Origin of the sequence: Mucilaginibacter sp., assembly GCF_025359345.1 — a bacterium.
Taxonomy (GTDB): Bacteria; Bacteroidota; Bacteroidia; order Sphingobacteriales; family Sphingobacteriaceae; genus Mucilaginibacter.
On sequence record NZ_JANYGQ010000021.1, the window covers coordinates 23,584 to 46,602 of the forward strand.

Consider the following 23,019-nt stretch of genomic DNA (forward strand, 5'->3'; position numbering starts at 1 on the left):
TTATGGGATGTGGAAGTTGTTCAACGGGGGGCGGATGTTCGCCTGCCGGCTGCAAAAGTAACGGCTCGTGCCTTACTAACGGTTGCAGTAAATTAGATGTTTACGATTGGCTGAGCCACATGGACATGCCGACAAATTATAAGCCTTTTGGCATCGTTGAAGTAAAATTTAAGGGGTCGAGGAAGGAGTTTTATCATAACCCGGATAATATTTACCTGGAGGCCGGCGAACTGGTTGTGGTTGAAGCTGCCACCGGCGGCTACGATGTGGGCCATGTATCGATAACCGGCGAACTGGTGCGCATGCAGATGGTAAAGCGCCGTGTTAGGGAAGACGACGTTGCCAAAAAAATATATCGCAAAGCCACCGTTGCCGATGTCGACAAGTGGAAGGCTGCCAAAGATTTGGAGTGGGAAACCATGCACAAATCGCGCACGCTGGCTCTTCAGCTTAACCTGAGCATGAAGCTGAGCGATGTGGACTACCAGGGTGATAAAACCAAAGCTACTTTTTACTATACTGCCGAAGGCCGCGTGGATTTCCGCGAGCTAATTAAAAAAATGGCCGAAACATTCCGTATCCGTATCGAGATGCGGCAGATCGGTATGCGCCAGGAGGCGAGTCGTTTGGGCGGGATTGGATCATGTGGCCGCGAGCTTTGCTGCTCCACCTGGCTTACTGATTTTAAAACGGTATCGACCTCTGCAGCACGCTATCAAAACCTTTCGTTAAACACGCTGAAACTGGCCGGCCAATGCGGCAAGCTGAAGTGCTGTTTAAACTATGAGCTGGATACGTATATGGATGCGCTGAAGCACATCCCCGATAATGTAAACGTGCTGAAAACCGAGCGCGGCGACGCCCGTTTGCAAAAGACGGATATATTTAAAAAGCTGATGTGGTTTAGCTACCCGCGGGAAGAATCGTGGATACCGTTGCCGATCAGCCGTGTCAAGGAAATACAGCAAATGAACCGCGATGGCGTTATCCCGCCTGATTTGGGTGTGGTTGTTGAGGTAGAATCGGCACCGGTTAAAGTACTTGACTACGAAAACGTGGTTGGCCAGGATAGCCTTACCCGCCTCGACGAGCGCCGCAACCAAAACAAGAAGAAGAGCAAAAACCGCAACAGGGGCGATCGTCCCGGCGGGCAGCAGGGTGAGCGTGGCGGGAATCCCCGCCCGGAAGCCGGCGCAAACCATAACCAGGGACCGAGGCCGCAACAACCACCGCGTCCGCAGCAACAGCCGAGGCCACCACGCCCGGAAGGCGCAGCCCGGCCGGAGGGACCACGACCAGAAGGCGGAAGGCCTGAAGGTGGCGGCAACCCGAACCGCAACAGGAAAAACAGGCCAAACAGGAATAATCAAAACCGCGGCGGCGGACCAAACGGGAACCGTGAGGGCGGAAATCAGCCAGGTACTACGGAATGAAAAAAGGGCTAATTTTATGTTTTTTAATGCTGTGGGCAAGCGTGCAGCTGTTTAGCGGCTGCACCGACCGCAATACAATCATCGATCAAAACTCGGAAATAACAGGGCATAACTGGACGTATCTAAACCGTTTTAAATTCACCTTTAAAATTGATGACGAGAACGCCGCCTACAACCTGTATGTAAACCTGCGCGTTACCGGCGACTATAAATATTCTAATCTCTTCGTGCTGGTTTCGCAAACGGGCCCCGGCATAAAGGATGCCGTTAAGCGCTACGAGATGAAACTGGCCAATAAAGATGGCGAGTGGCTGGGCAAAGGCTCGGGCAATTTGTACAGCTACCAGGAGCCGTTTTTAGTGAACCATAAATTTGCCGCCAAAGGCACATATACTTTCATTATTGAGCAAAATATGCGCGATAACCCACTAAGGGAAGTTAGCGATGTTGGGCTGAGGGTGGAGAAGAGCCCCCGGACCCCCTGAAGGGGCGTTTGACTAATACGTTTTGTACTTGTCACCATTGAATGACTGGTGTTAGCTGTTCTTACTCCGCGCGTCATTGCGAGGAACGAAGCAATCTCTGCACGTGCAAATCAATGGAACAATAGCTTTAGGGTGACCTATCAGCCGCATTTCGGTCGCCACAAACATTAAGGTTCGTTATCGTCCTGCGTAAAGATTGCTTCGTTCCTCGCAATGACGCGGGGGAATATCTAATACTCTTACAAAAATGGAATTATACATTTTAATCGCCTCGATTATCATCCTTTTACTTGCTGTTGTTTTATTTTTAAAGAAGCCGAAAAGCAGCAATGGTATATCATCAGATGATATGATGTTGCTGGAAAAAGAGAACCGGGCACTCCAAATTGAACTTGCCACATCCAGGCAATATGCCACCGGGTTAATCGCCGAAAAAGAGAGCATTACAAACCTGTTAAAAGAAGAGAAGGGCCGCTTGCTGGACGAGTTGGTTTACGAGCGGTCGCAATTGTCGACGGCAAACCAGTCGCTGGAAAGTGCGCGGGCATATTATAAATCACAACAGGAAAAAATACAGGAGCAAAAAATTGAGGTCGACCAGATCCGGAAGGATTTCCAGCTGGAGTTTCAGAACATCGCCAATAAACTGCTCGACGAAAAATCGCAGAAGTTTATTGAGACCAACCGCAGCAATTTGGATGTGTTGCTAAATCCGCTAAAAGAAAACATTAAGGCTTTTGAAGATAAGGTAGAGAAGGTTTACAACATGGAGGCCGCCGAGCGTAACACGCTAAAGGGTGTTATTACCCAATTGATGGATTTAAACAAGCTCATCAGCAGTGAGGCACAAAACCTTACCAAAGCACTAAAGGGCGATAACAAAAAGCAGGGCAACTGGGGCGAGGTGATCCTCGAAAAAGTACTGGAACGCTCGGGCTTGGTGAAGGGCCAGGAGTACCGTCTGCAAGCCAGCATTACCACAACAGACGGCACCCGCCTGCAACCGGACGCGATTATTGATTTACCGGACGATAAGCATTTGGTGATCGACTCCAAGGTATCGTTAATTGCTTATGAACGATTGGTAAACTGCGAGACGGAGGAAGAGCGGAGGTTATTTTCAAAAGCGCATGTAGAGTCCATTCGTGGTCATGTGAGTAATTTGTCCGCTAAAAACTATCATGATCTGTACCAGATAAACTCCCCCGATTTTGTGCTGCTTTTTGTGCCGATAGAATCATCGTTTAGTTTTGCCGTGCAGCTGGATGCGGAACTTTTCAGCGATGCCTGGGATAAACGGGTGGTAATTGTTAGTCCGTCTACTTTGCTTGCCACATTACGCACTATCGCCAGCATCTGGAAACAGGAGCGCCAGAACCGCAACGTGCTGGAGATTGCACGGTTGAGTGGTGCCATGTACGATAAGTTTGTCGGCTTTGTTGGAGATATGGAAGGCATCGGCAAAAACATTAAACTAAGCCAGTCGGCTTATGATAATGCGCTTAACAAGCTGAGTGAAGGGTCGGGCAATTTGATAAAAACAGCGGAAAAAATTAAAGGGTTGGGCGCAAAGGCAAATAAGCAGATTGACCAGAAATATGCCCCCCAGGCTCCGTCAGATGGCGGGGGAGCAGAAGAATAACTGCTGTATTTTATACCTTTTTAAATAATTCGTGAAATTCGATTTAATTCGTGCTAATTTGTGTTTTATATGGCAGCGGAGTTAAAAATAATACCGACACTTCTTTTGGATGAATACCGCCGGCTCGTCAGTATCGATTTACAAACCTCCTTTGAAAGTTTGAAGGAAGCCGAAATATCCACCGAAACTTTCAGTTTCTACACTTCCGTATCGGCAATCGCTTCGTCCCGTATTGAGGGAGAACAAATGGAGATAGACAGCTACATAAAGCACAAAATGCTGGATATTGAATACCTGCCCAACCTTGTCGAAAAACCAAACGATCTATACCTGGCATATGTTTTCGCCCAACAAAACCACTTGACGGCAGCAAACTTTTTGCATGCGCATAAATTGCTCGCCACGCACCTTTTACCTGCACGCAAACAAGGCAAATTTCGCACCGGCAATATGGTTATAATGGAACATAATACCGGTCGCATACAATTTGAAGCCGCGCCGGCTGGCCTGGTAAGCGGGCTTCTTGATTTGTTATGGGATGACATCGAATATTTGAAAACACAATCTTTAAGTTGCGCTGATGTTTTCTATTACGCTTCCTTTATTCATATTGTGTTTGTAAATATTCATCCGTTCGAAGATGGCAATGGGCGTGCGGGGCGACTGCTTGAAAAATGGTTTATTGCCGAAAAGCTGGGCAGCAAGGCATGGTTCCTGCAAAGCGAGTTAAACTATTATAAGAACGTAAACAACTATTATAAAAACCTTAACAAGCTCGGCGTATTTTATGATGACCTCGATTATTCAAAAGCCTTGCCTTTTTTGTTGATGCTGCCTAATGCCTTTTCCCCCCAGCCTCCGCCAGCTGGCGGAGGAGCTTCTGAATAAACGCTTACTGCTGTTCGTTCTGCCGCTAAATAATTCGTGTAATTCGAATTAATTCGCGCTAATTTGTGGCCATGAATATCGGCATTTTCACCTATGGCACGCGCGGCGATGTGCAGCCTTATATTGCTTTGGCTTTGGGCCTTATGGCCCGCGGTCACCTGGTTACCATAGCGGCACCGGAAAACTTTAAAGATTTGGTTGATGGGTATGGGGTGGCATTTCACCCGCTGTACGGCAATGCCGAAGAAATGATGAACCGGCCCGAAGGACAAAGTGTGTTGAAAGCTGAAAACACCATTAAGCTGATGAAGTATTTTTTTAAGGTACTTAACAGCGCCAAAGTCCCGCTGCGGCAATCATATATTGAGGGTTTTGCTAAGGTCGACTTTATTATTGCAAACCTGGCTACCCTGCAAATTACCGGGGCTCTTGCCGAAAAGCAGGGCAAGAAAATAGCTCTTACTTATTTTATGCCGCCTGTGGTTCCCACTGCCGAGTTTCCGCTGGCCGACTTTGATTTTTTTAACTTTCCCTGGTATAATAAGTTTACTTATAAGCTGGCCCATGCTTTTTATTGGAAGTTTGTTAAACAGGAAACAAACGAGTTCAGGCAGGAAATTGGTTTGGCCCCGTTAAAGGAAACCCTTGTTCAGCACATTGCGAAGCAAAACCCGCTGGACTTATACTGCCTAAGCCCCAACCTTATACCTCAGCCAAAAGATTGGGCAGGCAACTCCAAAATAACCGGGTTTTTAACCGTGCCCGACGTTCCGCAGGAAAACAAAGATGACGCTGCGTTGAAAGCCTGGCTTACAGAAGGCGGCAAGCCGGTATACATGGGCTTCGGCAGTAATGGCGTGGGTAATACCGAAAAATTTGAGGCGATACTAAACGACGTATTAACAAAAACCAACGAGCGTATTTTGTTTTGCACGGGATGGTCGGTGTTTGATAATTTGCCGGTGCATAAAAATCTGTTTGTCACCAAATACGTAAATCACCACACGGTTTTACCGCAATGCAAAGCCGGCATATTTCACGGCGGGGCGGGCACGCTGGCGGCTATGCTGCGAAATAATTTGCCGGTAATTATTATTTCGTTTTATACCGACCAGCCAACCTGGGGTAAAATAATTGAACGGATGGGCCTGGGGGTTCATATCCCTGTTAAAAAACTTACTTCGGGCAAATTGATTGATGCGTTGGTTAAGATTGATAACGATGAAGTTCAGGAAAATGTATTGATAATTGGCGAAAAGATCAGGAATGAGAATGGGTTGGAAAATGCGGTAAGGGAGATTGAGGGGTATTTTTCCGTGGTTTAATTTTTTTGTCATTGCGAGCGCAGAGCGGCAACCGCGAACTATACATAGCGAAGTGAACGGTATAAAATATGCTGGACTATTCTTTTTGCTCGACACCAAATCGCTATTTTAGTTTATGAAAGTACATGCCTATTATATCTATATAATCACGAATAAAGCTAACACGGTTCTTTATATTGGGGTTACAAATAGTCTTGAATCACGCATTTACGACCATAAACATAAAACGTTCAACGGTTTTTCTGCTAAGTACGAGTGCAATAAATTGGTTTATTATGAAGAGTTTCAGTGGATACAAGATGCAATTGCACGGGAGAAGCAGCTTAAGGCGGGTTCTCGACAAAAGAAAGTCGATTTGATTGTGAGGGATAATCCGTCCTGAAACGATTTAAGTGAGGGGTGGTACGATTAGCCAGCGGATTGGCTTGGGGGAGATACATAGCGTGCGGTTGCCGCGCTCGTTCCTCGCTCGCAATGACAAATTTTTTAGCCCCATCCTGTCATTGAGGAACAGAGCCGTCGCGAACTATGCATGACAGCTCTGTAAAGTTCGCGGTTGCCGCGCTCGTACCTCGCTCGCAATGACAAATTTTCAGACTCGTCCTTATCCAACCTGCGTACCAAACGCATTCCACCCCTGCGCCTTTAACTCATGCACAGTTCCGCTTTTGGTGACTAAATTGCAGCCCGCTGAGGGCTCGGTGATATAGCCGATGATGGTGATATCCATTTTAAACTTAATCTTGTCGTAGTCGGCTTGCTTTACGGTGAAGAGGAGTTCGTAGTCTTCGCCACCACTCAGGGCGCACACAGTTGGATCGAGGTTAAATTCGCGGGCGGTTTCGAAGGTCATTGGGTCCAGCGGGATTTTTTCTTCGTACAGGTTGCAGCCTTTGTTGCTTTGTTTGCATATATGCAGCAGCTCGGATGCCAAACCATCGGAGATATCGATCATCGCTGTTGGCTTCACTTCTATTTCTTTTAGCAAGTCGATGATGTCTCTCCGGGCCTCTGGTTTTAGCTGGCGTTCAACTATGTAGTCTTTGCCTTCAAGATCGGGTTGAATTTTGGGGTTCTCCAGGTAGATCAGCTTTTCGCGTTCCAGCAGCTGCAGGCCGGTGTAGGCGCCGCCCAGATCCCCGGATACACAAATCAAATCGCCCTCTTCGGCCCCATTGCGGTAAACCACATCCTTTTCATCGGCATAACCAATAGATGTTACGCTGATAACCAGCCCCTGCTTTGACGATGAAGTATCGCCGCCCACCAAATCAACATTATATTTATCGCAGGCCAGGTAAATGCCGTCATATAATTCTTCCACGGCTTCCAGCGGAAATTTGCTGCTGATACCGATTGAAACCGTTACCTGCGATGCGGTGCCGTTCATGGCGTAAATATCGCTCAGGTTTACCTGTATAGCCTTGTAGCCCAGATGTTTCAATGGTGTATATGCCAAATCAAAATGGATCCCTTCTAAAAGTAAATCCGTTGATATCAGCGTTTTCTTGCCGTCAAAATCAAGCACGGCGGCATCATCGCCAACACCTTTGGTGGTGCTTTTCTGGGTAAGCTTTATATTTTTCGTCAAATAGTCTATCAGGCCAAATTCGCCTAACGCTTCAATATTTGTTCTTTCTTTATTATCAAACATAGTTTTACTGGTGATTACACCGATTGTTTTTTTGATTACACCGATTTTGAAAAATCGCGCAACCTGGTTAACATCATATTCTCCGGAGGCGGGAAAAATTTTTTAGATTTTAACCCCTTATCGGCGAGCCTGCAAAAATACGAAAGGAAAACGCATTTATGGCTATAAGCCCATCTAAATCCAACAGCAGCAGGTTGCGGGACTGTGCAACCAACCTTTTCTTAACACATAATATAAATTATCTTAATATTAATATAATAATTATTAAACAATATTTGCGCTTGCTATATTTACCTTTAAATAAATTATTTAACCAAATTTTTATCTATGAAAATCATTTACAAATTTCTTCATCCCGCGTGTATTGCATTTGTTGCAGGTTTATTACTGGTTGGCTGTAATAAAAATCAAATTGCGCCTGTAAAAACAGCTGCTACTGAAAACATCGCCGGCACGAAACTTCACACTGATGCTGTTTCGCTAACCCAGGGTTTCGAGGTTGGTGCAACCAGCCCAAAAACAGCTTATGATGTTACACCGACAGGGTCATCGAGCGGCGACAACGTAACGCTTAGCGGAAATTCGTGGAATATGTTTGATGCGTTGATCGGCAACCTGGCCGGCGATTTAAAGGCTGGTTCATGGTCGGCACGCATACGTAACACAGGTAAAATTACCATGTTGTTTGATGTTACTACCGGTATCAGCACAGTTACTATAAAACATGGAACCTACAGCAGCGACGGTGCCAGCACCTGGGGTTTATGGTATTCTGTTAATGGTGGCAGTACCTGGACCCAAAGCGGCAGCAATATCACCACTACTACTACATTGCAAACTCAATCGTTCACCATTACCCAAACAGGTAATGTACGTTTGGAAATACGCAAGCTTACCGGTGGCACCAACCGTATCAATATCGACGATATCACTATTAACGATAACAGCGGTGGTGGCGGTACCGGCGGCGGTACAATTGTTACCGGGAAAAAATTCTTATTTGATGCTACCAAATATGAAAATGCAGGCAGTGCAGACTGGCAGATTGATGCCGACGGTACAGAAAATGTTCCGCTTTATACCGGCGGCACAACAGTTGAAACCAAGGCACAGCGCGTACCAACACCTTCTTATACCGGCATAACATCAACCACTGCCGAAACTTATTGGAAAGGTGCACTTTCTTCATGGGCAGTAGCGCTTGTTAAAGACGGCGAACTTGTTGAAACGCTGCCAAATGGTGGCGCCATAACTTACGGCAACTCAAGCAACGCACAGGATTTAAGTAACTATGATGTTTTTGTGGTGTGCGAACCAAACCGCTTATTTTCAGCAGCCGAAAAAACTGCCATTATGAATTTCATCGCTGCCGGCGGCGGCCTGATGATGGTTGCCGACCATACCGCGGCTACTACCGGCGGCACCGATGCCAATGGCTATAACCCAAGCGACAGGGACGGTGATGGTTTCGATTCTCCACGCGTTTGGAACGATTTGATGACCAACAACGGCATCAACAATACCCATCCTTTCGGCTTTAATATCGATTATATCGACATTAACGATCAGCCAAGCAGCAACGTTTACACCGGCACCAATACCAATGCACAAAAAGCGTTGAACGGCGCGGCAGGTACTGCATCGAAAATGGCTTTTTATGATGGCACAACAGCTACGCTATTCCCTGGCGACAATGCTAATGTGCAGGGCCTTTTCTGGCGCAGCAGCTTTACCAATGGCGGCACTACCGGCGTAATGGCGTTATTATCAACTTATGGCAGCGGTCGTGTTGTGTTTATCGGCGACAGCTCGGATGCTGATGATGGCACGGGCGACACCGGCGACAGCTTGTTTAACGGCTGGTCGGGCGATGCGCCATCAGGGTTTACTTCGCACCCTGCGTTTCATTTAAACGCTTCATTGTGGCTGGCTAAAGCTATATAGTTTTTGTGATTTCACCGATTATACTTTTGTGATTTCACCGATTAAAAAAAGATTAGTCTGATTTAGAAAAAACACCGGTTGTTGATGAAGCAGCCGGTGTTTTTTGTGGTGTTTTTTTAACCCGGCGCACCCTGAAATTACGAATAAACAAAAGTTATCAATAAACAATATATTGTAGCAGTTTTGAATATAAACTACAATATTCACGAAGATGGCAACAACTATTTCTTATGAAAATGATCTTGAACAACCAATCACGGCAGTACAAAAGGAACAACTTGATCGCTATATTAAAGTAACTACTGTGGCTGGGCTTGTTAAGATTAAAGAGGAGTTTTATAAAGACGCGATAGTTTATTTAATATATTATAAAGACCCTTCTGAACTTACAAATAGAATTTTAGAAACTTATTACTCCATTCCGGATGTAGAAATTAGAGAACGGCAAGCCGTTGGAAACTATACGCTGGTAAATGCCGAAGGTTATAACCGGGGAATTTTAATATTCAAGGGTAAGGTTGTGTTTGATCAGGCAGGGCGTGAAATTTATTCAAGTCCGATTGACGCTATTTCTAACATTCATAATTTCGAGGAGACTAATAAGTATTTTTATGATCCTGTAACTGGGGAACAAATGTATGTTTTTTGGTATGGAACAAATGGCGCACTAAGCTCTATGGATAGCTACAATCCTATTCACTACGCTTATATCAATCCGTTTAAAGATCACTTTCACCCACATGAATTACCTACGTTGAAAGGTTTGGATTGGCCGAATATGACTTACTTCCACGCAGCAGACCCGATTATACCTATAGAAGTCCATTTAGAAACACATTTACCGACTGACACACACCTGTCGATTGTAACTAAGATTCATAGGATTTTTCGCAGATTTTTTTTACGGCGTTGAAGATGGGTTTGCTGTAAGTAATTTGGTTTTGTAATAAAACATCGATAATCGATGAGGCCATCGATTCTTTTTTTCACATTTATTGCAGTTGGCGCAGAAAAATCGCGCAACCCGGACCATTATATCCGCCGTAGGCGGGAAAAATTTTTTGTGTTTTACGCTGTACAAAATCTACACTTGTCATTGCGAGGTACGAAGCAACCGCGAACTGTGCAAGTCCGCCCTGTACAGTTCGCGGTTGCCGCGCTCGTTCCTCGCTCGCAATGACAATTTTTTATACCGCCGATTGTAGATGGCCTAAATACAATAGTTTACCAGTTCCGCTATCTTACCCGTTCCAATATAACTCATCTTATCGGCCGCATAAAACTCCCCAATGAATGTGCGTGGCGCCGGTGGGGCGTATACCGGTCGCTTAGGTTTTGCCAGCGTATTGGTCACCTTTTCAAACCGGCTGGTAAGTAAACGTACCAGCGCGATTTTATGGCGTATCGCATATTCAATTGCACCGGATTGGAAGCCTGATGTAGAAAATAATATACCCTTCTGCGCTCCTGTCGACCGTAACTTATCGTTTAATATTTGAATCTTTTCCCTGGTAACGGGGTTCGTGTAATGTTTGCATTCTATCAGCACAATCATATTAACGTTTAATTCTGTATAGCTAGCCAGTATATCTGCCTGGTAAATGCCATCGGTACCGGTTACGCGTGTATTGTGTGCTACCTTAAATCCCGGTAGGTTTTGGCCGAGCTCCGCAATATACTTATATACTGTTTCTTCAAACTCTGTGGGCGTCATTTGCTCCACGTAGTCATCGCCGGCTATGCTGGTGCCGGTGAATGAATTATCTCTCATTTATCGGTTTTATTTTGTGTGATAGAAAAGTAGAAAAAATCGTGCAACCCGGACCATTATATCCGCCGTAGGCGGGAAAAATTTTTTGGATTTTAGGGCTTCTACCTATCACACTCGTCATTGCGAGGAATGAAGCAATCTCTACGTATGCAAATCCAAGAAGCAATAGTTTTATGGTGAACTATCAGCCGTTTTTAGTTCACCATCAGGATAAAGTTTCATGAATGTCCTAAGTAGAGGTTGCTTCGTTCCTCGCAATGACGCGCGGGAGGGCTGTTTTATAACCCCAACCTGGCCGATATCTCCAGCATTCGCTCAATAGGTTTTACCGCCTTTTCAATAATATGCTGCGGTACGGTAACTTCAGGATAGCCGTTTTTTAAACATAAATACAGTTTCTCCAATGTATTACGTTTCATGTGCGGGCAATCGTTACAGGCGCAGTTGTTGTTTGGAGGGGCCGGGATAAACGTTTTATCCGGATTTTCCTTTTGCATCTGGTGCAAAATACCCGCTTCGGTTGCTACTATAAATTCTTTATCCGGGTGATTGGTTGCGTATTTTAATATGCCGGTTGTTGAACCTATGTAATCGGCCATCTGCAAAATAACTTCCTCGCATTCAGGATGGGCCAACAGCTTGGCACCAGGATGACGCTCTTTTAATTTGGTTATCTTCTCTCTCGAAAATATCTCGTGTACCATACAGGCGCCGTTCCATAAAACCAAATCACGTCCCGTTTTTTTGGCTACATAAGCCCCCAGGTTTTTATCAGGGCCGAAGATTATTTTCTGGTCTTTTGGCAGGCTTTCCACAATCCCTACAGCATTGCTGCTGGTGCAAACTATGTCGCTCATAGCTTTTAGCTCGGCTGTGCAGTTTACGTAAGTTATTACCAAATGGTCTGGATATTGCTCCTTAAACTTTTTAAACAAATGCGGTGGACAGCTGTCGGCTAATGAGCAGCCGGCCTTTACGTCGGGTAGTAAAACTTTTTTTGAAGGAGATAAAATCTTTGCTGTCTCGGCCATGAAGTGCACACCGGCGAAAACGATAATGTCGGCATCAGTTTTTGCAGCTTGTTGCGATAGCCCAAGGCTGTCGCCAATATAGTCAGCAATATCCTGTATATCGGGTTCCTGGTAGTAGTGAGCAAGGATAACAGCATTTTTTTCCTTTTTAAGTTTATCAATTTCATCAAACAGGTCCAGTGAGGGGTCAATATCTTCCTCAACAAAACCTTTCACATTTATTTCTTCGAAGGTATCCATTTCAACAATTCAATTAATAACAACTAATTTTATATATAAATAAAACTATTATTTATTAGTGTGTTAGTTATGTTTAAAACTACTTTTAAAAGATGGCTAAAAAGTTTTTTTTAATAATTTATTAACATTAAATGTACTTTTTATTTCATCTATCCTTTTGATTTTTAGATTTCTATAATAAGCTAATTTTACTTTCAAAAGTTATTTGTTAATACTTTTTTACTTTTCAAAATGTTAGCTTTGGCGCTTATCGGGCTCATAAGTCAGTTAAAATTAGTTGTAAAAGTGGCCAAAAATTGGAGTTATCCACTAAGCAAATACTTATTAGGTTTTTGCTTACACAAAATTAACATCTTTTACCCGGCTTATTAACAACATATATAATTTTACACATAGTACATATAAATGATGGCCAAATCTGTTGATTTCCTGGTGGTAGGTTCGGGTATTGCCGGTTTAAGTTTTGCCCTTAAGGCAGCCAAACACGGTAAAGTTCTGATAGTTACAAAGAGCAATGAAGACGAGTCGAACACTAAGTATGCCCAGGGCGGCGTTGCGGTAGTTGTGGATAAAAAGGAAGATTCCTTCGAAAAACACATAGAAGATACCTTAATTGCCGGCGACGGCCTTTGTGATGTTGAAGCAGTGCGTGCCGTAGTTACTGAAGGCCCGGCAAGAATTAATGAAATTATTGACTACGGAACCAATTTCGACAAGACAAAAGAAGGTATCTACGACCTGGCCAAAGAAGGAGGTCATTCCGAATTCCGTGTGCTGCATTATAAGGATATCACCGGGTATGAAATTGAACGGTCGTTATTAGAACAAATACACAATAACCCTAATATTGAAATACTTACCCATTATTTCGCGGTTGATTTAATTACGCAGCACCATTTAGGTGAGTTTGTTGATAAATCTTCTACCGATATAACCTGCTACGGTATTTATGCATTCAATAATGAAACAAAAAATGTTGAGAAAATACTCTCGAAAATTACGGTAATGGCATCAGGTGGGGCTGGGCATATTTACTCTATAACCACCAATCCTACCATTGCTACCGGTGATGGTGTTGCCATGGTTTACCGGGCAAAAGGAAAAGTAAGGAATATGGAATTTATCCAGTTTCACCCTACTGCTTTATATAATCCCGGTGAATATCCTTCTTTCCTTGTGTCTGAAGCTGTAAGGGGCATGGGTGGTGTTTTAAAACGCACTAATGGCGAAGAATTTATGCAGGAATATGATGAGCGTAGATCATTAGCACCCAGGGATATTGTTGCCAGGGCCATAGATGCCGAGATAAAAAAATCGGGTGAGGATTTTGTTTATTTGGATATAACCCATCGCAGTAAAAAGGATATCCTGGCGCATTTTCCTAATATTTACGCTAAATGTTTAGAGATAGGTATTGATATGACACGTGATATGATACCGGTTGCACCCGCCTGTCATTATATGTGCGGCGGTGTTATGGTCGATCATGTTGGCCGTTCATCCTTAATGCGTTTATATGCCTGTGGAGAATGCTCGTCAACTGGTTTACATGGTGCTAACAGGCTGGCATCCAATTCGTTATTAGAGGCTTTGGTATTTGCGCACCGTATTTATAAAGATGCAATTGAACAAATTAAAGATATAACCATTCCTGATAATATACCCGACTGGGACGAGAAGGGTGTGCAGTTGTCGAATGAAGACATCCTGGTTACCCACAACGTACGCGAAATGCAAAAGCTGATGAATGACTACGTGGGTATTGTAAGGTCAGATTTCAGGCTCGAAAGGGCTATGCGCCGCTTAGGGTTGTTACACGAAGAAACTGAAGACTTTTATAAAAAAACAAAACTTTCTGTAAAACTTTGTGAATTAAGGAATTTGATACAGGTATCGTACCTGGTAGTCAAATCTGCGATGATGCGGAAAGAAAGCAGGGGGCTGCATTATACTACTGATTATGCTCCGCATGCTCAGGAAGTACATGATACGGTTTGTTAAACTAAGATTTTTTGGATTTGTAGGATTATAAGATTCTGTTAATGAGCTTATTTAATTTTTTTAGAAGAAAAAAGAAAGTAAAATTCGATATAAATAATAGTTCTTTAAGTGAACTGCTTGGTCATGGATTATTATTTGAAGACAATAGTAAGTTTCTGGAATGGGGTGTGCCAATAAAACAACTATCGAAAGAGATAGAAGTGAAGGAAAAGCTTTTTGCCGATAGGTCTGTTTATAACTGGGGCGAACATACTATTTTAAGAGGGCTTACTTTACCATTTACAACTACTTACTGGAACCACCGCGAGGATAGTGTTTATAAAATATTTAACTCAATAATTTTTTATGTAACCGGTAATGAAGAAGCAAAGCAGAGTTTAGATCTAATAAAGACCCATATTCAAAAATTATTTGGTGAGCCGCAAAATAAAGAGATAACGGAAACAGAAATAATTTTAGAATGGATTGTAAATAATACCAGGCTATGTATTCATTACTTTGAGCAATACACCAATAAGCTGACGTTTGAGATAAACAGGCTCTAGTGACAAACCACTGTCAGCACTTTTTTAAAGTGCTTATGCCAATATTTGAATCTGTCCGGAGATTTAGTGAGCGGAAAACGGGATTCGAACCCGCGGCCTTCAGTTTGGGAAACGGATGCTCTACCAACTGAGCTATTTCCGCTTATAAGTTTAACGTTCAAATATAGTATTAATCAGATAATTTATTAATTAACTTTTATATCGGAAACTTTCCCCTTGATATGAGCTTTGTCTTGTTTTGGATGATGTGTTGGATAAATTGATATTATGCTGATGTATTCCATTCCGGTACTTAGTTCTTTTTTAATACCTGCTGATTTAATAACTTCAGGATCAAAATAATATGTAGCTGGTTTATTTGCTATTGTGCTGTCAATAAACACAGGTAAATTTTTATTAGTGATTCTAAAGCCCTCAAGTAATTCGCTAAGTATTTTAATTTTAAGGACTTTCTTTGTTTTTAAAATTATAACGCCGTTTTTTGCTTTTTGGCCGTATTCTTCTACCGACGCAATGTCTTTACGCACATTTATAGATTCAATATCTTCAGGTTTTATTACAATACCCGAGGCCTCTATTTGGTTGGTAAGCGGTGGTTGCAAAATATAAAGCGGCGCATTTTTAAAGTGAGTGGTATCTTTGTTGAGTTCGTTATGGGTTTGTCCATAGGAAACCACCAATCCAAACAAAAAGAAAATTGTTAACGATAACTTTATCATAGTTGGGAGGTTTATAAGTAAGTTTGGGTTTTATCAAACTTACTTAAATAATTAGAATAACTCACTAATTCACTAATTAAAAGATGCCTGTAATCCTGCCGGTTAAAAATATAAGCCCCTCATGGGGAAATGATTGTTTTATTGCGCCAAATGCTACCATTGTAGGTGATGTCGAGATTGGTGATAACTGCTCCATTTGGTTTAATGCTGTTATACGCGGGGATGTACATTATATTAAGATTGGAAATAATACCAATATACAGGATGGTGCCTGTATCCATTGCACCTATATGTATGCACCAACCCACATAGGTAACAATGTATCTATTGGCCACAACGCCCTGGTACATGGCTGCACGCTTAAAGATAACGTGCTGATAGGTATGGGCGCTATAGTGATGGATCACGCCATTGTTGAAGAATATGTAATTATTGCTGCGGGGTCGGTTGTGCTCGAGAAAACGATCTGTGAATCTGGTTTCCTTTATGCAGGCACACCGGCAAAAAAAATAAAACCTATAACTCCCGAGCAGCGCACCTTGCTTGATGAGTTGCCCGGAAGATATATTATGTATTCCGGTTGGTTTAAGGAGTAGTTGGTTCCCTGGGCACAGTTATAGGCGTAACCTGTTCCCAGTTAGCCCGAAGGGTTATGGGGGTCTCATCTATCCAAATATTTTCGGGTTGCTGTTTCAGCTTCACATTGCCGCTATCCCATCTACCGTTGTTGTTAGCGTCATAAATCACTTTAACATTGTACTTCCCTGTTAAGTAGTTTTTATAAACCAATGATGCAGTTTTATGTATAGCATCGCTGCGTAAAAGTTGTTTATTTTCGTTATATAACTCAACAATGTATGATTTACCGGTATCTGAGACGGTAACTGCGAGGGTAAGCAGGCTGTAATTTTCCTGCTTATCTATTGTGAATTTTTTTACAGGGGGACGTTTATTTTTTTCTCCATAAATATCAGTTACAGCACTGTTTTCGATGGTGAGTGTATAATTGTCATTTTGCTTCCAGCGATATTTCAATACCAGGTTTCTCAGGTCGGTGGTATCTTTCTGTATGGTATAATTACTTGCTTCTGCAGAATCTTCTTTCAAACTAAAAAGGTTGCTATCAAAATTCTCAATAGGATAATTTGATTTTATAATGAGGTCGGTTCCCGGTTTAAGATGATTATCGTTGGTAATATTATAACTGAAATAAATAGTACGGCTATAGGTTTCTTTTAAACGTTTCCGAAAGTAAACGGTATCGATAGGTTTATTTTTATCGAGTATAGCAACACTCAGGGAGTCGAATGCCAGGTTACGCATAAACAAACTTACGGTGTCGTGAGTGGGGGTAAAGTTTGCAATTTTGTACTTGTCGAAATCGGCGGGATATAGAATCTTTAAAGAAGGGTTATCCGGTCTGCGATTAAATGTCATTACCATCCGGCTGTCGGCGTCACTTCTTCGCTCAACCCTGAATTTGGCCGGCGCTTGTTTAAATAGCTTTAATTCAATATTTGCGCTGTCACGTTCCAGGTGGATAATCTTTTTACTAAAAGCAATAAGTTCATCGTCCTTATTATAAATTTTATCAGGGGCCTGTTCTTTCAAAGCGTAGATACGATAATCGTCGGGATGCAGGTTGTTTAAAGAAAAATTACCGGCGCTGTCGGTTGTCGCGTAAATGCTTGGTTTCTTTTTGCCAAATAAAAGCGAATCCTGTTTTAATGTAAAAAGCATAACCGTGGCATCTTTTTCTTTTAGCCCGGTGGATGTATTAAACACGGTTCCCGAAACACTCAATGAATCGATGTGTTCGCCGGTTGAAAAAACGTACGTAAAGTTTTTTAAAACGTTCGACTCATTTACGTCGCCGATAGCTTTACCAAAATTTATTACGTAGGTCGTATTTTTTTCCAGCGTGTCTTTAAGATTTATAATTAAGCTCTTGTCTTTTATTTTATACTCGGGTAATTTAGCCGGGGTAGGGCTCATGGTAACTTCCGAGTAGGTATTTGTCATTCTAAAATATTCGTCAAAATCGAGCTTGATTGTTTTCGCCGAAAAATGCCGGGTCATATTTTCCGGGGTCGCCTTCAATAATTTTGGTGGATCGTGGTCGCGTGGCCCACCCTGGGGTAATTGGCGGTTTGCACACCCAAAACTGAGTAAAATGGCACAAAAAACACAAAATAGTAACCCGGAAAAAGGCGGCTTTTTATTTAACATGGTTTTTAAACGCTATAATCGATTTTTTTATTTTGACGAGCTGTAATATTAAAAATTTAAAATAATTAATCTAACGAGAAATTTTTATAAATGGCTAATTATCAATTAATTATAGTACTATCTGGTGATGTGAACCATTAAAACCGATATGTCCGACGGTGTTACCCCCGAAATCCTGGATGCCTGCCCTAAAGTGCGTGGTTTTATTTTCATCAATTTTTCACGCGCCTCTTTCGACAGGGAAACCAGGTGGTTGTAATCGAAGCCGGGGTTTATTTCCTTGTCTTCCATTTTCTTCATCTTGGCCACAATCTCCAGTTCTTTTTCAAAATAGCTTTCATATTTAATTTTAATTTCTGCTTGTTCTATTGTTTCTTTATCGTAGACAGACAGCAACTCATTAAGTGATGTATCCGCCTTACGCAAATCTTCAAAACCAATTTGTGGGCGACTTATTAAATTAAACAGTTTTGTGTTTTGGGTAAGGGAACTGGTGTCAAGGCTTTCAAGCAAAGAATTAACGTCGGCCGGTGCTATTGATTTTGATCGGGTATAGGCAACTATTTCGTCGGAGTTTTTTATTTTGTTGTTTACTTTTTCAAGCCGCGCGTCATTGACCAAACCAAGTTCATGGCCTATTGGGCTCAACCGAATATCGGCATTGTCTTGCCTTAATAATAAACGATGTTCAGCCCGCGATGTAAACATGCGGTAAGGCTCTTCGGTTCCTTTGGTCACCAGGTCATCAATCAATACACCGATGTATGACTCAGAACGCTTCATAATGAGTTCGTGCTTATCATGGATTTTTTGATGAGCGTTAATACCCGCAATGAAACCCTGTGATGCGGCTTCCTCGTAGCCTGTTGTTCCATTAATTTGCCCGGCGAAATATAGATTGCTTATCAATTTTGTTTCGAGTGTTAAGCCAAGTTGGGTAGGGGGAAAGTAGTCGTACTCTATGGCGTAGCCCGGCCTGAACATTTTTGCTTTTTCAAATCCGGGTATTTGTATCAGTGCTTTATATTGTATATCCTCTGGTAGTGAGGTGGAAAATCCATTAACATAAATTTCGACGGTATCCCAACCTTCAGGCTCAACAAAAATCTGATGGCGGTCACGCTCTGCAAAGCGGTTTATTTTATCTTCGATTGATGGGCAATACCTGGGGCCTAATCCTTTTATACGCCCGGTAAACATGGGTGACTTTTCGAAACCCTCTTTTAATGTTTCGTGTACGGCTGTGTTGGTATAGGTTATCCAGCAGCAGCGTTGTTCTTTTGGTTGTTCAACGTCGGTAAATGAAAAGCGGCCACGTTCTTCGTCTCCCCATTGTTCTTCCATTAAGCTATAGTTCAGGCTGCGACCATCAACACGGGGAGGGGTACCGGTCTTCATCCTGCCGGATTCGAAACCTAATTCAACCAATTGCTCCGTTAGGCCGGTAGCTGCTTTCTCTGCAGTACGACCACCTCCAAACCTTTTCTCGCCTATATGTATTAATCCATTCAAGAATGTGCCATTGGTTAGTACTACAGCATCGGCTTCGATCTCAATACCCAGTGATGTTTTTACGCCGGAAATGGTGTTGTTTTTTACTAATAGAGAAGTAACCGTATCCTGCCAGAAGTCGACATTAGGTATGCGTTCTAAAGCCAGGCGCCATTCTTCCGCGAAGCGCATGCGGTCACTTTGTGCACGCGGACTCCACATGGCGGGGCCTTTCGAGCGGTTGAGCATACGGAACTGAACCGAAGTTTTATCTGTGATAATTCCGGAGTAACCCCCCATAGCATCAATCTCGCGCACTATTTGCCCTTTAGCAACTCCGCCCATAGCAGGATTACAGCTCATTTGCGCTATAACCCCCATGTTCATAGTGATTAATAGTACAGATGAGCCAAGATTGGCCGCTGCCGCAGCTGCTTCGCAACCGGCGTGACCGGCGCCTACAACTATTACATTATACTTTTTAAACATTTTAATTATATGTTCCACGTGGAACATGTTTTAATTATTGATCTTTTTCTGTCGATGTTCCACGTGGAACATTAAACAATGATAGCAGAGCTACGAATCCCCAAACACCTTCCAGTATAACAAAGGGGTAAAACTTTATTAAATAAGATGAAAGGCAACATATTCCCGCACCTATAAAATTGATTAAACTATAAGTTTTACTCTGGGAGGGTAGCTTTTTATATAAATTTAGTAAAAAGGCTACGAGTAATATTATTACACCAATAGAGGCCAATACATCCGAAGTTTTCATAGTTAAGCCTCTTTTAATTCTGTTAACTCAATCCAACGGAAGCTTTTTTCATCCAGTTGGCTATTTAGTGTTTGTATTTGCTGTAGTATTTCGTTTAATTTCGCCGGCTGTATACCTACCACATTAAGCGCATCATTCCGTTCTTTTAATTGTTTTTCAATTGATGCTATCTCGCTTTCGAGGTTATCCAGTTCTTTTTGCTCCTTGAAATTAAGTTTATTCTTTTTTACTTCTGCCTTGGGTGTTTCAATAACGGGGTTGCGCTTGTTTTGTTGCTTGTTTTCTTCCAGCTCAAGCCTGTACGAGGAGTAATTTCCATTGTATATTTTTACATGGCCGCCGTCTTCCATAATAAAAAGCTGGTCGGTTAACTTATCGAGTAAGTACCTGTCGTGCGATACTATCATTAGAACACCGGTGTAGTTGGTTAAAAATTCTTCCAGTACGTTCAGTGTATCGATATCAAGGTCATTTGTCGGCTCATCCAGGATAAGAAAATTTGGATTTTTCATCAGGATACTCATCAACTGCAAACGTTTTTTCTCGCCGCCGCTTAGTTTTGATATAAATCCATACTGTTTGGCCGGGGGAAAAAGGAACAATGTGAGTAGGGCAGAGGCAGAGATTAACTTGCCGTCGGCCATAGTAATAAACTCAGCTACGTTTTTTACGATATCGATAACGCGCTCGTCTTCTTTAAAAGTTATTCCCTGCTGATGAAAATATCCAATTACAGTAGTCTCTCCTTTGTCTATTACACCCTTATCAGGTTCCAGGCCACCGGTTATTAAGTTTAGCAGCGTTGATTTACCACTACCGTTTTTTCCGGCTAAACCAATCCGGTCACCTTTTTTGAATATATAGCTGAAGTTGTTTATGAAAGTTTGGCCGCGGAATGCCTTATAGAGGTGGTTCATCTCCATAATTTTATTTCCCTGGCGCGCTGTTTTCACACTTAATTCAACTTTTTGCTTAGCGCCACCATTTTTGGTTTTCTCCTCCAAATCGTAAAAGGCATCAATACGCGCTTTTGATTTGGTACCCCGGGCTTGTGGCTGACGGCGCATCCACTCCAGCTCTTTGCGTAATAAATTACTGTTTTTTTGGAAAGATGCTTCATCAGCACTTTCGCGTTCCGCCTTTTTTTCTAAATAATAGCCGTAGTTGCCTACATAGGGGATTATCTTACCCTTATCTATCTCTAAAATTTCGTTACACACATTATCCAGGAAGTACCTGTCGTGGGTAACCATCAGGATGGTTTTTGAGCCGTCAGTCAGTAATTTCTCCAGCCATTCAATGGTGTCTATATCCAAATGGTTGGTTGGCTCATCCAAAATGTAGATGTCCGGATCTTCTATCAATAGCTTAGCAAGTGCCAAACGTTTCTTCTGACCACCTGATAGTGTATTTATTTTTTGATTAAGGTGATGAATATCCAACCGGCCCAAAATGGTCTTTATTTTATATTCATATTCCCAGGCATCCACATTGCTCATTTCTTCCATCACATTGGCGATGGCCTTTTCGTTTTCAGGGTCGTTTTCCAGCAATTCTTCATACTTGCGTATCATTTGCTGCTGAATATCGTCCGCGTGGAAGATATAGTCGCTTATAGTTACTGCATCTTTAAACCAGGGGTCTTGTTCCAGATAGCCCAGGTTTAAATCGCGCATTTGGGCAACTTTGCCCTCGGTTGGTTTTAAGCTACCGGACAGTAGTTTTAAAAGCGTGGTTTTCCCCGCTCCGTTAATGCCCACAAGGGCTACGCGACGGCCACGGTTAATGCCGATGGACACATTTCTGAAAAGCCAGTGGTCGTGAAAGGAGTGACCTAAATTTTCTGCTGATATATAATTACTCACGCTAGTTCTTTTATTTTATCTGAAGGGTAAATGTGTACCCCTGGTTCATTCTTTAATGATTGATTGTACATGGCTTTTGCAACTGTGGCAGCAGCTATGCTCTTGTATTTTCTTAAACTTCCAAACAACAGTGGGTCGACTAACTTCATCACTACTGAAAAGAAACTTTCCATTGGCCTGCTCTCGTTCCGCTTACCTGCTAAAAATGATGGCCGGTAAATATGCAATCCAGGCAATCCGACCTTAATAATATCCTGCTCCGTTTCGCCTTTCATTTTTGTATAAAAATTAGACGAACCAGCGTCGGCGCCAATTGCCGACACTAAATGGTATTGGCTTATGTTATTAGCCAGGCCAATTTGCGCCAATTGCAGCGGATAATCATGGTCAATCTTCCGGTATTCGGTTAAGTCAGGCGTTTTTTTCCGGTTGAACCAAGACAGCAAAACAGCGTATCGCCTGTAATTGCTGCCGAATAGTGATGCAACCTATTAAAATCAACAACCAATTGTGTTAACTTAGGGTGTTTTAGCGATAATTCCTTTCGCACTAAAATTAAAACCTCATCATAGCCGGGCGAAGAGAGTAAAATATTTAAAAGTTCGCCGCCCACTAATCCGCCTGCACCCACCACTATAGCCTTGTTAACCATTTGGCACCCAATTTTTTGCAAAAATACGAATAATTAAACTGGACTATCTATCGGTATTTTAAACAGGACTGGCTGTTTTATAAGGGAATTGCTATGAAACACTATTTATACGATCCTTGAAATTGTATATAAACAATTGATTTACAGAATATTATAAAATATTTAGAGCTAAACAACTTTACTTGTTCTTCCGGAGATGCGGGTATCAAACAGATTTAATGAAAGATAGCAAAACAAAATAAGCGATATGCTGACACTGTTTTGACAGCACTGCATATTCAATCACCCCAGTCGGCATAACTGTTTTGTTCTAAAATAAGCTT

Annotated in this window: 20 protein-coding genes and 1 tRNA gene; 11 read left to right on the plus strand and 10 right to left on the minus strand. The window is 42.4% G+C overall.

The features are described 5' to 3' along the window. Positions 1 to 2: 2 nt before the first annotated feature. From ricT to Q0R52_RS12960, 6 genes are all read left to right on the plus strand, one after another. A complete protein-coding gene (gene ricT, locus Q0R52_RS12935) occupies positions 3 to 1,433 on the plus strand; it encodes a regulatory iron-sulfur-containing complex subunit RicT (RefSeq protein WP_295795090.1) in 1,431 nt (476 codons plus the stop codon). Continuing rightward, positions 1,430 to 1,918 (plus strand): gliding motility lipoprotein GldH, encoded by a 489-nt coding sequence (locus Q0R52_RS12940; RefSeq protein WP_295795091.1) that lies wholly within the window; start codon positions 1,430 to 1,432, stop codon positions 1,916 to 1,918. Before ricT ends, Q0R52_RS12940 begins: the two co-directional genes overlap by 4 nt. Positions 1,919 to 2,165: 247 nt before the next feature. Further along, positions 2,166 to 3,560 carry a DNA recombination protein RmuC gene (locus tag Q0R52_RS12945; protein WP_295795092.1) on the plus strand — a complete coding sequence of 465 codons (1,395 nt, stop codon included), beginning with the start codon at positions 2,166 to 2,168 and terminating at the stop codon, positions 3,558 to 3,560. Positions 3,561 to 3,629: 69 nt separating this feature from the next. Further along, positions 3,630 to 4,448: a Fic family protein gene (locus Q0R52_RS12950; RefSeq protein WP_295795093.1), complete on the plus strand. Its 819-nt coding sequence runs from the start codon at positions 3,630 to 3,632 to the stop codon at positions 4,446 to 4,448. 71 nt (positions 4,449 to 4,519) lie between these two features. After that, positions 4,520 to 5,773, plus strand: coding sequence for a glycosyltransferase (locus tag Q0R52_RS12955; protein WP_295795094.1), 1,254 nt, complete (start codon positions 4,520 to 4,522; stop codon positions 5,771 to 5,773). Positions 5,774 to 5,888: 115 nt separating this feature from the next. Continuing rightward, positions 5,889 to 6,155, plus strand: a complete 267-nt coding sequence (locus Q0R52_RS12960; protein ID WP_295795095.1) for a GIY-YIG nuclease family protein — start codon at positions 5,889 to 5,891, stop codon at positions 6,153 to 6,155. 222 nt (positions 6,156 to 6,377) lie between these two features. Here Q0R52_RS12960 and thiL read toward each other — a convergent pair whose 3' ends face one another. Then, positions 6,378 to 7,427 carry a thiamine-phosphate kinase gene (gene thiL / locus Q0R52_RS12965; RefSeq protein ID WP_295795096.1) on the minus strand — a complete coding sequence of 350 codons (1,050 nt, stop codon included), beginning with the start codon at positions 7,425 to 7,427 and terminating at the stop codon, positions 6,378 to 6,380. Positions 7,428 to 7,754: 327 nt separating this feature from the next. Here thiL and Q0R52_RS12970 point away from each other — a divergent pair, with 327 nt between their 5' ends. Then, positions 7,755 to 9,371, plus strand: coding sequence for a hypothetical protein (locus Q0R52_RS12970; RefSeq protein WP_295795097.1), 1,617 nt, complete (start codon positions 7,755 to 7,757; stop codon positions 9,369 to 9,371). 211 nt (positions 9,372 to 9,582) lie between these two features. Continuing rightward, entirely contained in the window at positions 9,583 to 10,284 is a 702-nt protein-coding gene (locus tag Q0R52_RS12975; RefSeq protein WP_295795098.1) for a hypothetical protein, read from the plus strand. A 297-nt stretch (positions 10,285 to 10,581) separates the two neighbouring features. Here Q0R52_RS12975 and Q0R52_RS12980 read toward each other — a convergent pair whose 3' ends face one another. Further along, positions 10,582 to 11,142: a restriction endonuclease gene (locus tag Q0R52_RS12980; protein ID WP_295795099.1), complete on the minus strand. Its 561-nt coding sequence runs from the start codon at positions 11,140 to 11,142 to the stop codon at positions 10,582 to 10,584. 278 nt (positions 11,143 to 11,420) lie between these two features. Further along, complete coding sequence (gene nadA, locus Q0R52_RS12985) at positions 11,421 to 12,413, minus strand: quinolinate synthase NadA (protein ID WP_295795100.1); 993 nt, start codon at positions 12,411 to 12,413, stop codon at positions 11,421 to 11,423. A 405-nt stretch (positions 12,414 to 12,818) separates the two neighbouring features. Between nadA and nadB the strand changes: the two genes are divergently transcribed. Continuing rightward, complete coding sequence (nadB, locus tag Q0R52_RS12990; RefSeq protein WP_295795101.1) at positions 12,819 to 14,414, plus strand: L-aspartate oxidase; 1,596 nt, start codon at positions 12,819 to 12,821, stop codon at positions 14,412 to 14,414. Positions 14,415 to 14,455: 41 nt separating this feature from the next. After that, positions 14,456 to 14,959, plus strand: coding sequence for a hypothetical protein (locus tag Q0R52_RS12995; protein ID WP_295795102.1), 504 nt, complete (start codon positions 14,456 to 14,458; stop codon positions 14,957 to 14,959). 69 nt (positions 14,960 to 15,028) lie between these two features. On the opposite strand, the gene Q0R52_RS13000 is transcribed toward Q0R52_RS12995, so the two are convergent. Together Q0R52_RS13000 and Q0R52_RS13005 are read right to left on the minus strand one after the other, a co-directional pair. Continuing rightward, a tRNA-Gly gene (locus Q0R52_RS13000) sits at positions 15,029 to 15,101 on the minus strand. A gap of 43 nt (positions 15,102 to 15,144) precedes the next feature. Further along, complete coding sequence (locus Q0R52_RS13005) at positions 15,145 to 15,678, minus strand: hypothetical protein (RefSeq protein WP_295795103.1); 534 nt, start codon at positions 15,676 to 15,678, stop codon at positions 15,145 to 15,147. A gap of 83 nt (positions 15,679 to 15,761) precedes the next feature. On the opposite strand from Q0R52_RS13005, the gene Q0R52_RS13010 reads away from it, so the two are divergent. Next, on the plus strand, positions 15,762 to 16,274 hold the full coding sequence (locus tag Q0R52_RS13010) for a gamma carbonic anhydrase family protein (RefSeq protein WP_252792883.1): 513 nt from the start codon (positions 15,762 to 15,764) through the stop codon (positions 16,272 to 16,274). On the opposite strand, the gene Q0R52_RS13015 is transcribed toward Q0R52_RS13010, so the two are convergent. The 5 genes from Q0R52_RS13015 to Q0R52_RS13035 form a co-directional block, all read right to left on the minus strand. After that, positions 16,264 to 17,907: an Ig-like domain-containing protein gene (locus Q0R52_RS13015; RefSeq protein ID WP_295795104.1), complete on the minus strand. Its 1,644-nt coding sequence runs from the start codon at positions 17,905 to 17,907 to the stop codon at positions 16,264 to 16,266. The two genes, Q0R52_RS13010 and Q0R52_RS13015, sit on opposite strands and share 11 nt — an antisense overlap. 117 nt (positions 17,908 to 18,024) lie before the next feature. Beyond that, positions 18,025 to 19,887 (minus strand): tRNA uridine-5-carboxymethylaminomethyl(34) synthesis enzyme MnmG, encoded by a 1,863-nt coding sequence (mnmG, locus tag Q0R52_RS13020; RefSeq protein WP_295795126.1) that lies wholly within the window; start codon positions 19,885 to 19,887, stop codon positions 18,025 to 18,027. 294 nt (positions 19,888 to 20,181) lie between these two features. Then, positions 20,182 to 22,044, minus strand: coding sequence for an ABC-F family ATP-binding cassette domain-containing protein (locus tag Q0R52_RS13025; protein ID WP_295795105.1), 1,863 nt, complete (start codon positions 22,042 to 22,044; stop codon positions 20,182 to 20,184). After that, the gene (locus Q0R52_RS13030) at positions 22,041 to 22,490 is read right to left on the minus strand and encodes a hypothetical protein (protein WP_295795106.1); all 450 of its coding nucleotides are present in this window, start codon (positions 22,488 to 22,490) and stop codon (positions 22,041 to 22,043) included. Before Q0R52_RS13030 ends, Q0R52_RS13025 begins: the two co-directional genes overlap by 4 nt. After that, positions 22,451 to 22,696, minus strand: a complete 246-nt coding sequence (locus Q0R52_RS13035; RefSeq protein ID WP_295795107.1) for a hypothetical protein — start codon at positions 22,694 to 22,696, stop codon at positions 22,451 to 22,453. Before Q0R52_RS13035 ends, Q0R52_RS13030 begins: the two co-directional genes overlap by 40 nt. Between the last annotated feature and the right edge of the window lie 323 nt (positions 22,697 to 23,019).

Coding starts and splice junctions, on each gene's coding strand:
- mnmG (WP_295795126.1), bottom strand. CDS start 19,887: ATGTTTAAAAAGTATAATGTAATAGTTGTAGGCGCCGGTCACGCCGGT.
- nadB (WP_295795101.1), top strand. CDS start 12,819: ATGATGGCCAAATCTGTTGATTTCCTGGTGGTAGGTTCGGGTATTGCC.
- Q0R52_RS12945 (WP_295795092.1), top strand. CDS start 2,166: ATGGAATTATACATTTTAATCGCCTCGATTATCATCCTTTTACTTGCT.
- Q0R52_RS12995 (WP_295795102.1), top strand. CDS start 14,456: ATGAGCTTATTTAATTTTTTTAGAAGAAAAAAGAAAGTAAAATTCGAT.
- Q0R52_RS12960 (WP_295795095.1), top strand. CDS start 5,889: ATGAAAGTACATGCCTATTATATCTATATAATCACGAATAAAGCTAAC.
- Q0R52_RS12940 (WP_295795091.1), top strand. CDS start 1,430: ATGAAAAAAGGGCTAATTTTATGTTTTTTAATGCTGTGGGCAAGCGTG.
- ricT (WP_295795090.1), top strand. CDS start 3: ATGGGATGTGGAAGTTGTTCAACGGGGGGCGGATGTTCGCCTGCCGGC.
- Q0R52_RS12950 (WP_295795093.1), top strand. CDS start 3,630: ATGGCAGCGGAGTTAAAAATAATACCGACACTTCTTTTGGATGAATAC.
- Q0R52_RS13015 (WP_295795104.1), bottom strand. CDS start 17,907: ATGTTAAATAAAAAGCCGCCTTTTTCCGGGTTACTATTTTGTGTTTTT.
- Q0R52_RS13010 (WP_252792883.1), top strand. CDS start 15,762: ATGCCTGTAATCCTGCCGGTTAAAAATATAAGCCCCTCATGGGGAAAT.
- thiL (WP_295795096.1), bottom strand. CDS start 7,427: ATGTTTGATAATAAAGAAAGAACAAATATTGAAGCGTTAGGCGAATTT.
- Q0R52_RS13035 (WP_295795107.1), bottom strand. CDS start 22,696: ATGGTTAACAAGGCTATAGTGGTGGGTGCAGGCGGATTAGTGGGCGGC.
- Q0R52_RS12970 (WP_295795097.1), top strand. CDS start 7,755: ATGAAAATCATTTACAAATTTCTTCATCCCGCGTGTATTGCATTTGTT.
- Q0R52_RS12980 (WP_295795099.1), bottom strand. CDS start 11,142: ATGAGAGATAATTCATTCACCGGCACCAGCATAGCCGGCGATGACTAC.
- Q0R52_RS13005 (WP_295795103.1), bottom strand. CDS start 15,678: ATGATAAAGTTATCGTTAACAATTTTCTTTTTGTTTGGATTGGTGGTT.
- nadA (WP_295795100.1), bottom strand. CDS start 12,413: ATGGATACCTTCGAAGAAATAAATGTGAAAGGTTTTGTTGAGGAAGAT.
- Q0R52_RS12955 (WP_295795094.1), top strand. CDS start 4,520: ATGAATATCGGCATTTTCACCTATGGCACGCGCGGCGATGTGCAGCCT.
- Q0R52_RS12975 (WP_295795098.1), top strand. CDS start 9,583: ATGGCAACAACTATTTCTTATGAAAATGATCTTGAACAACCAATCACG.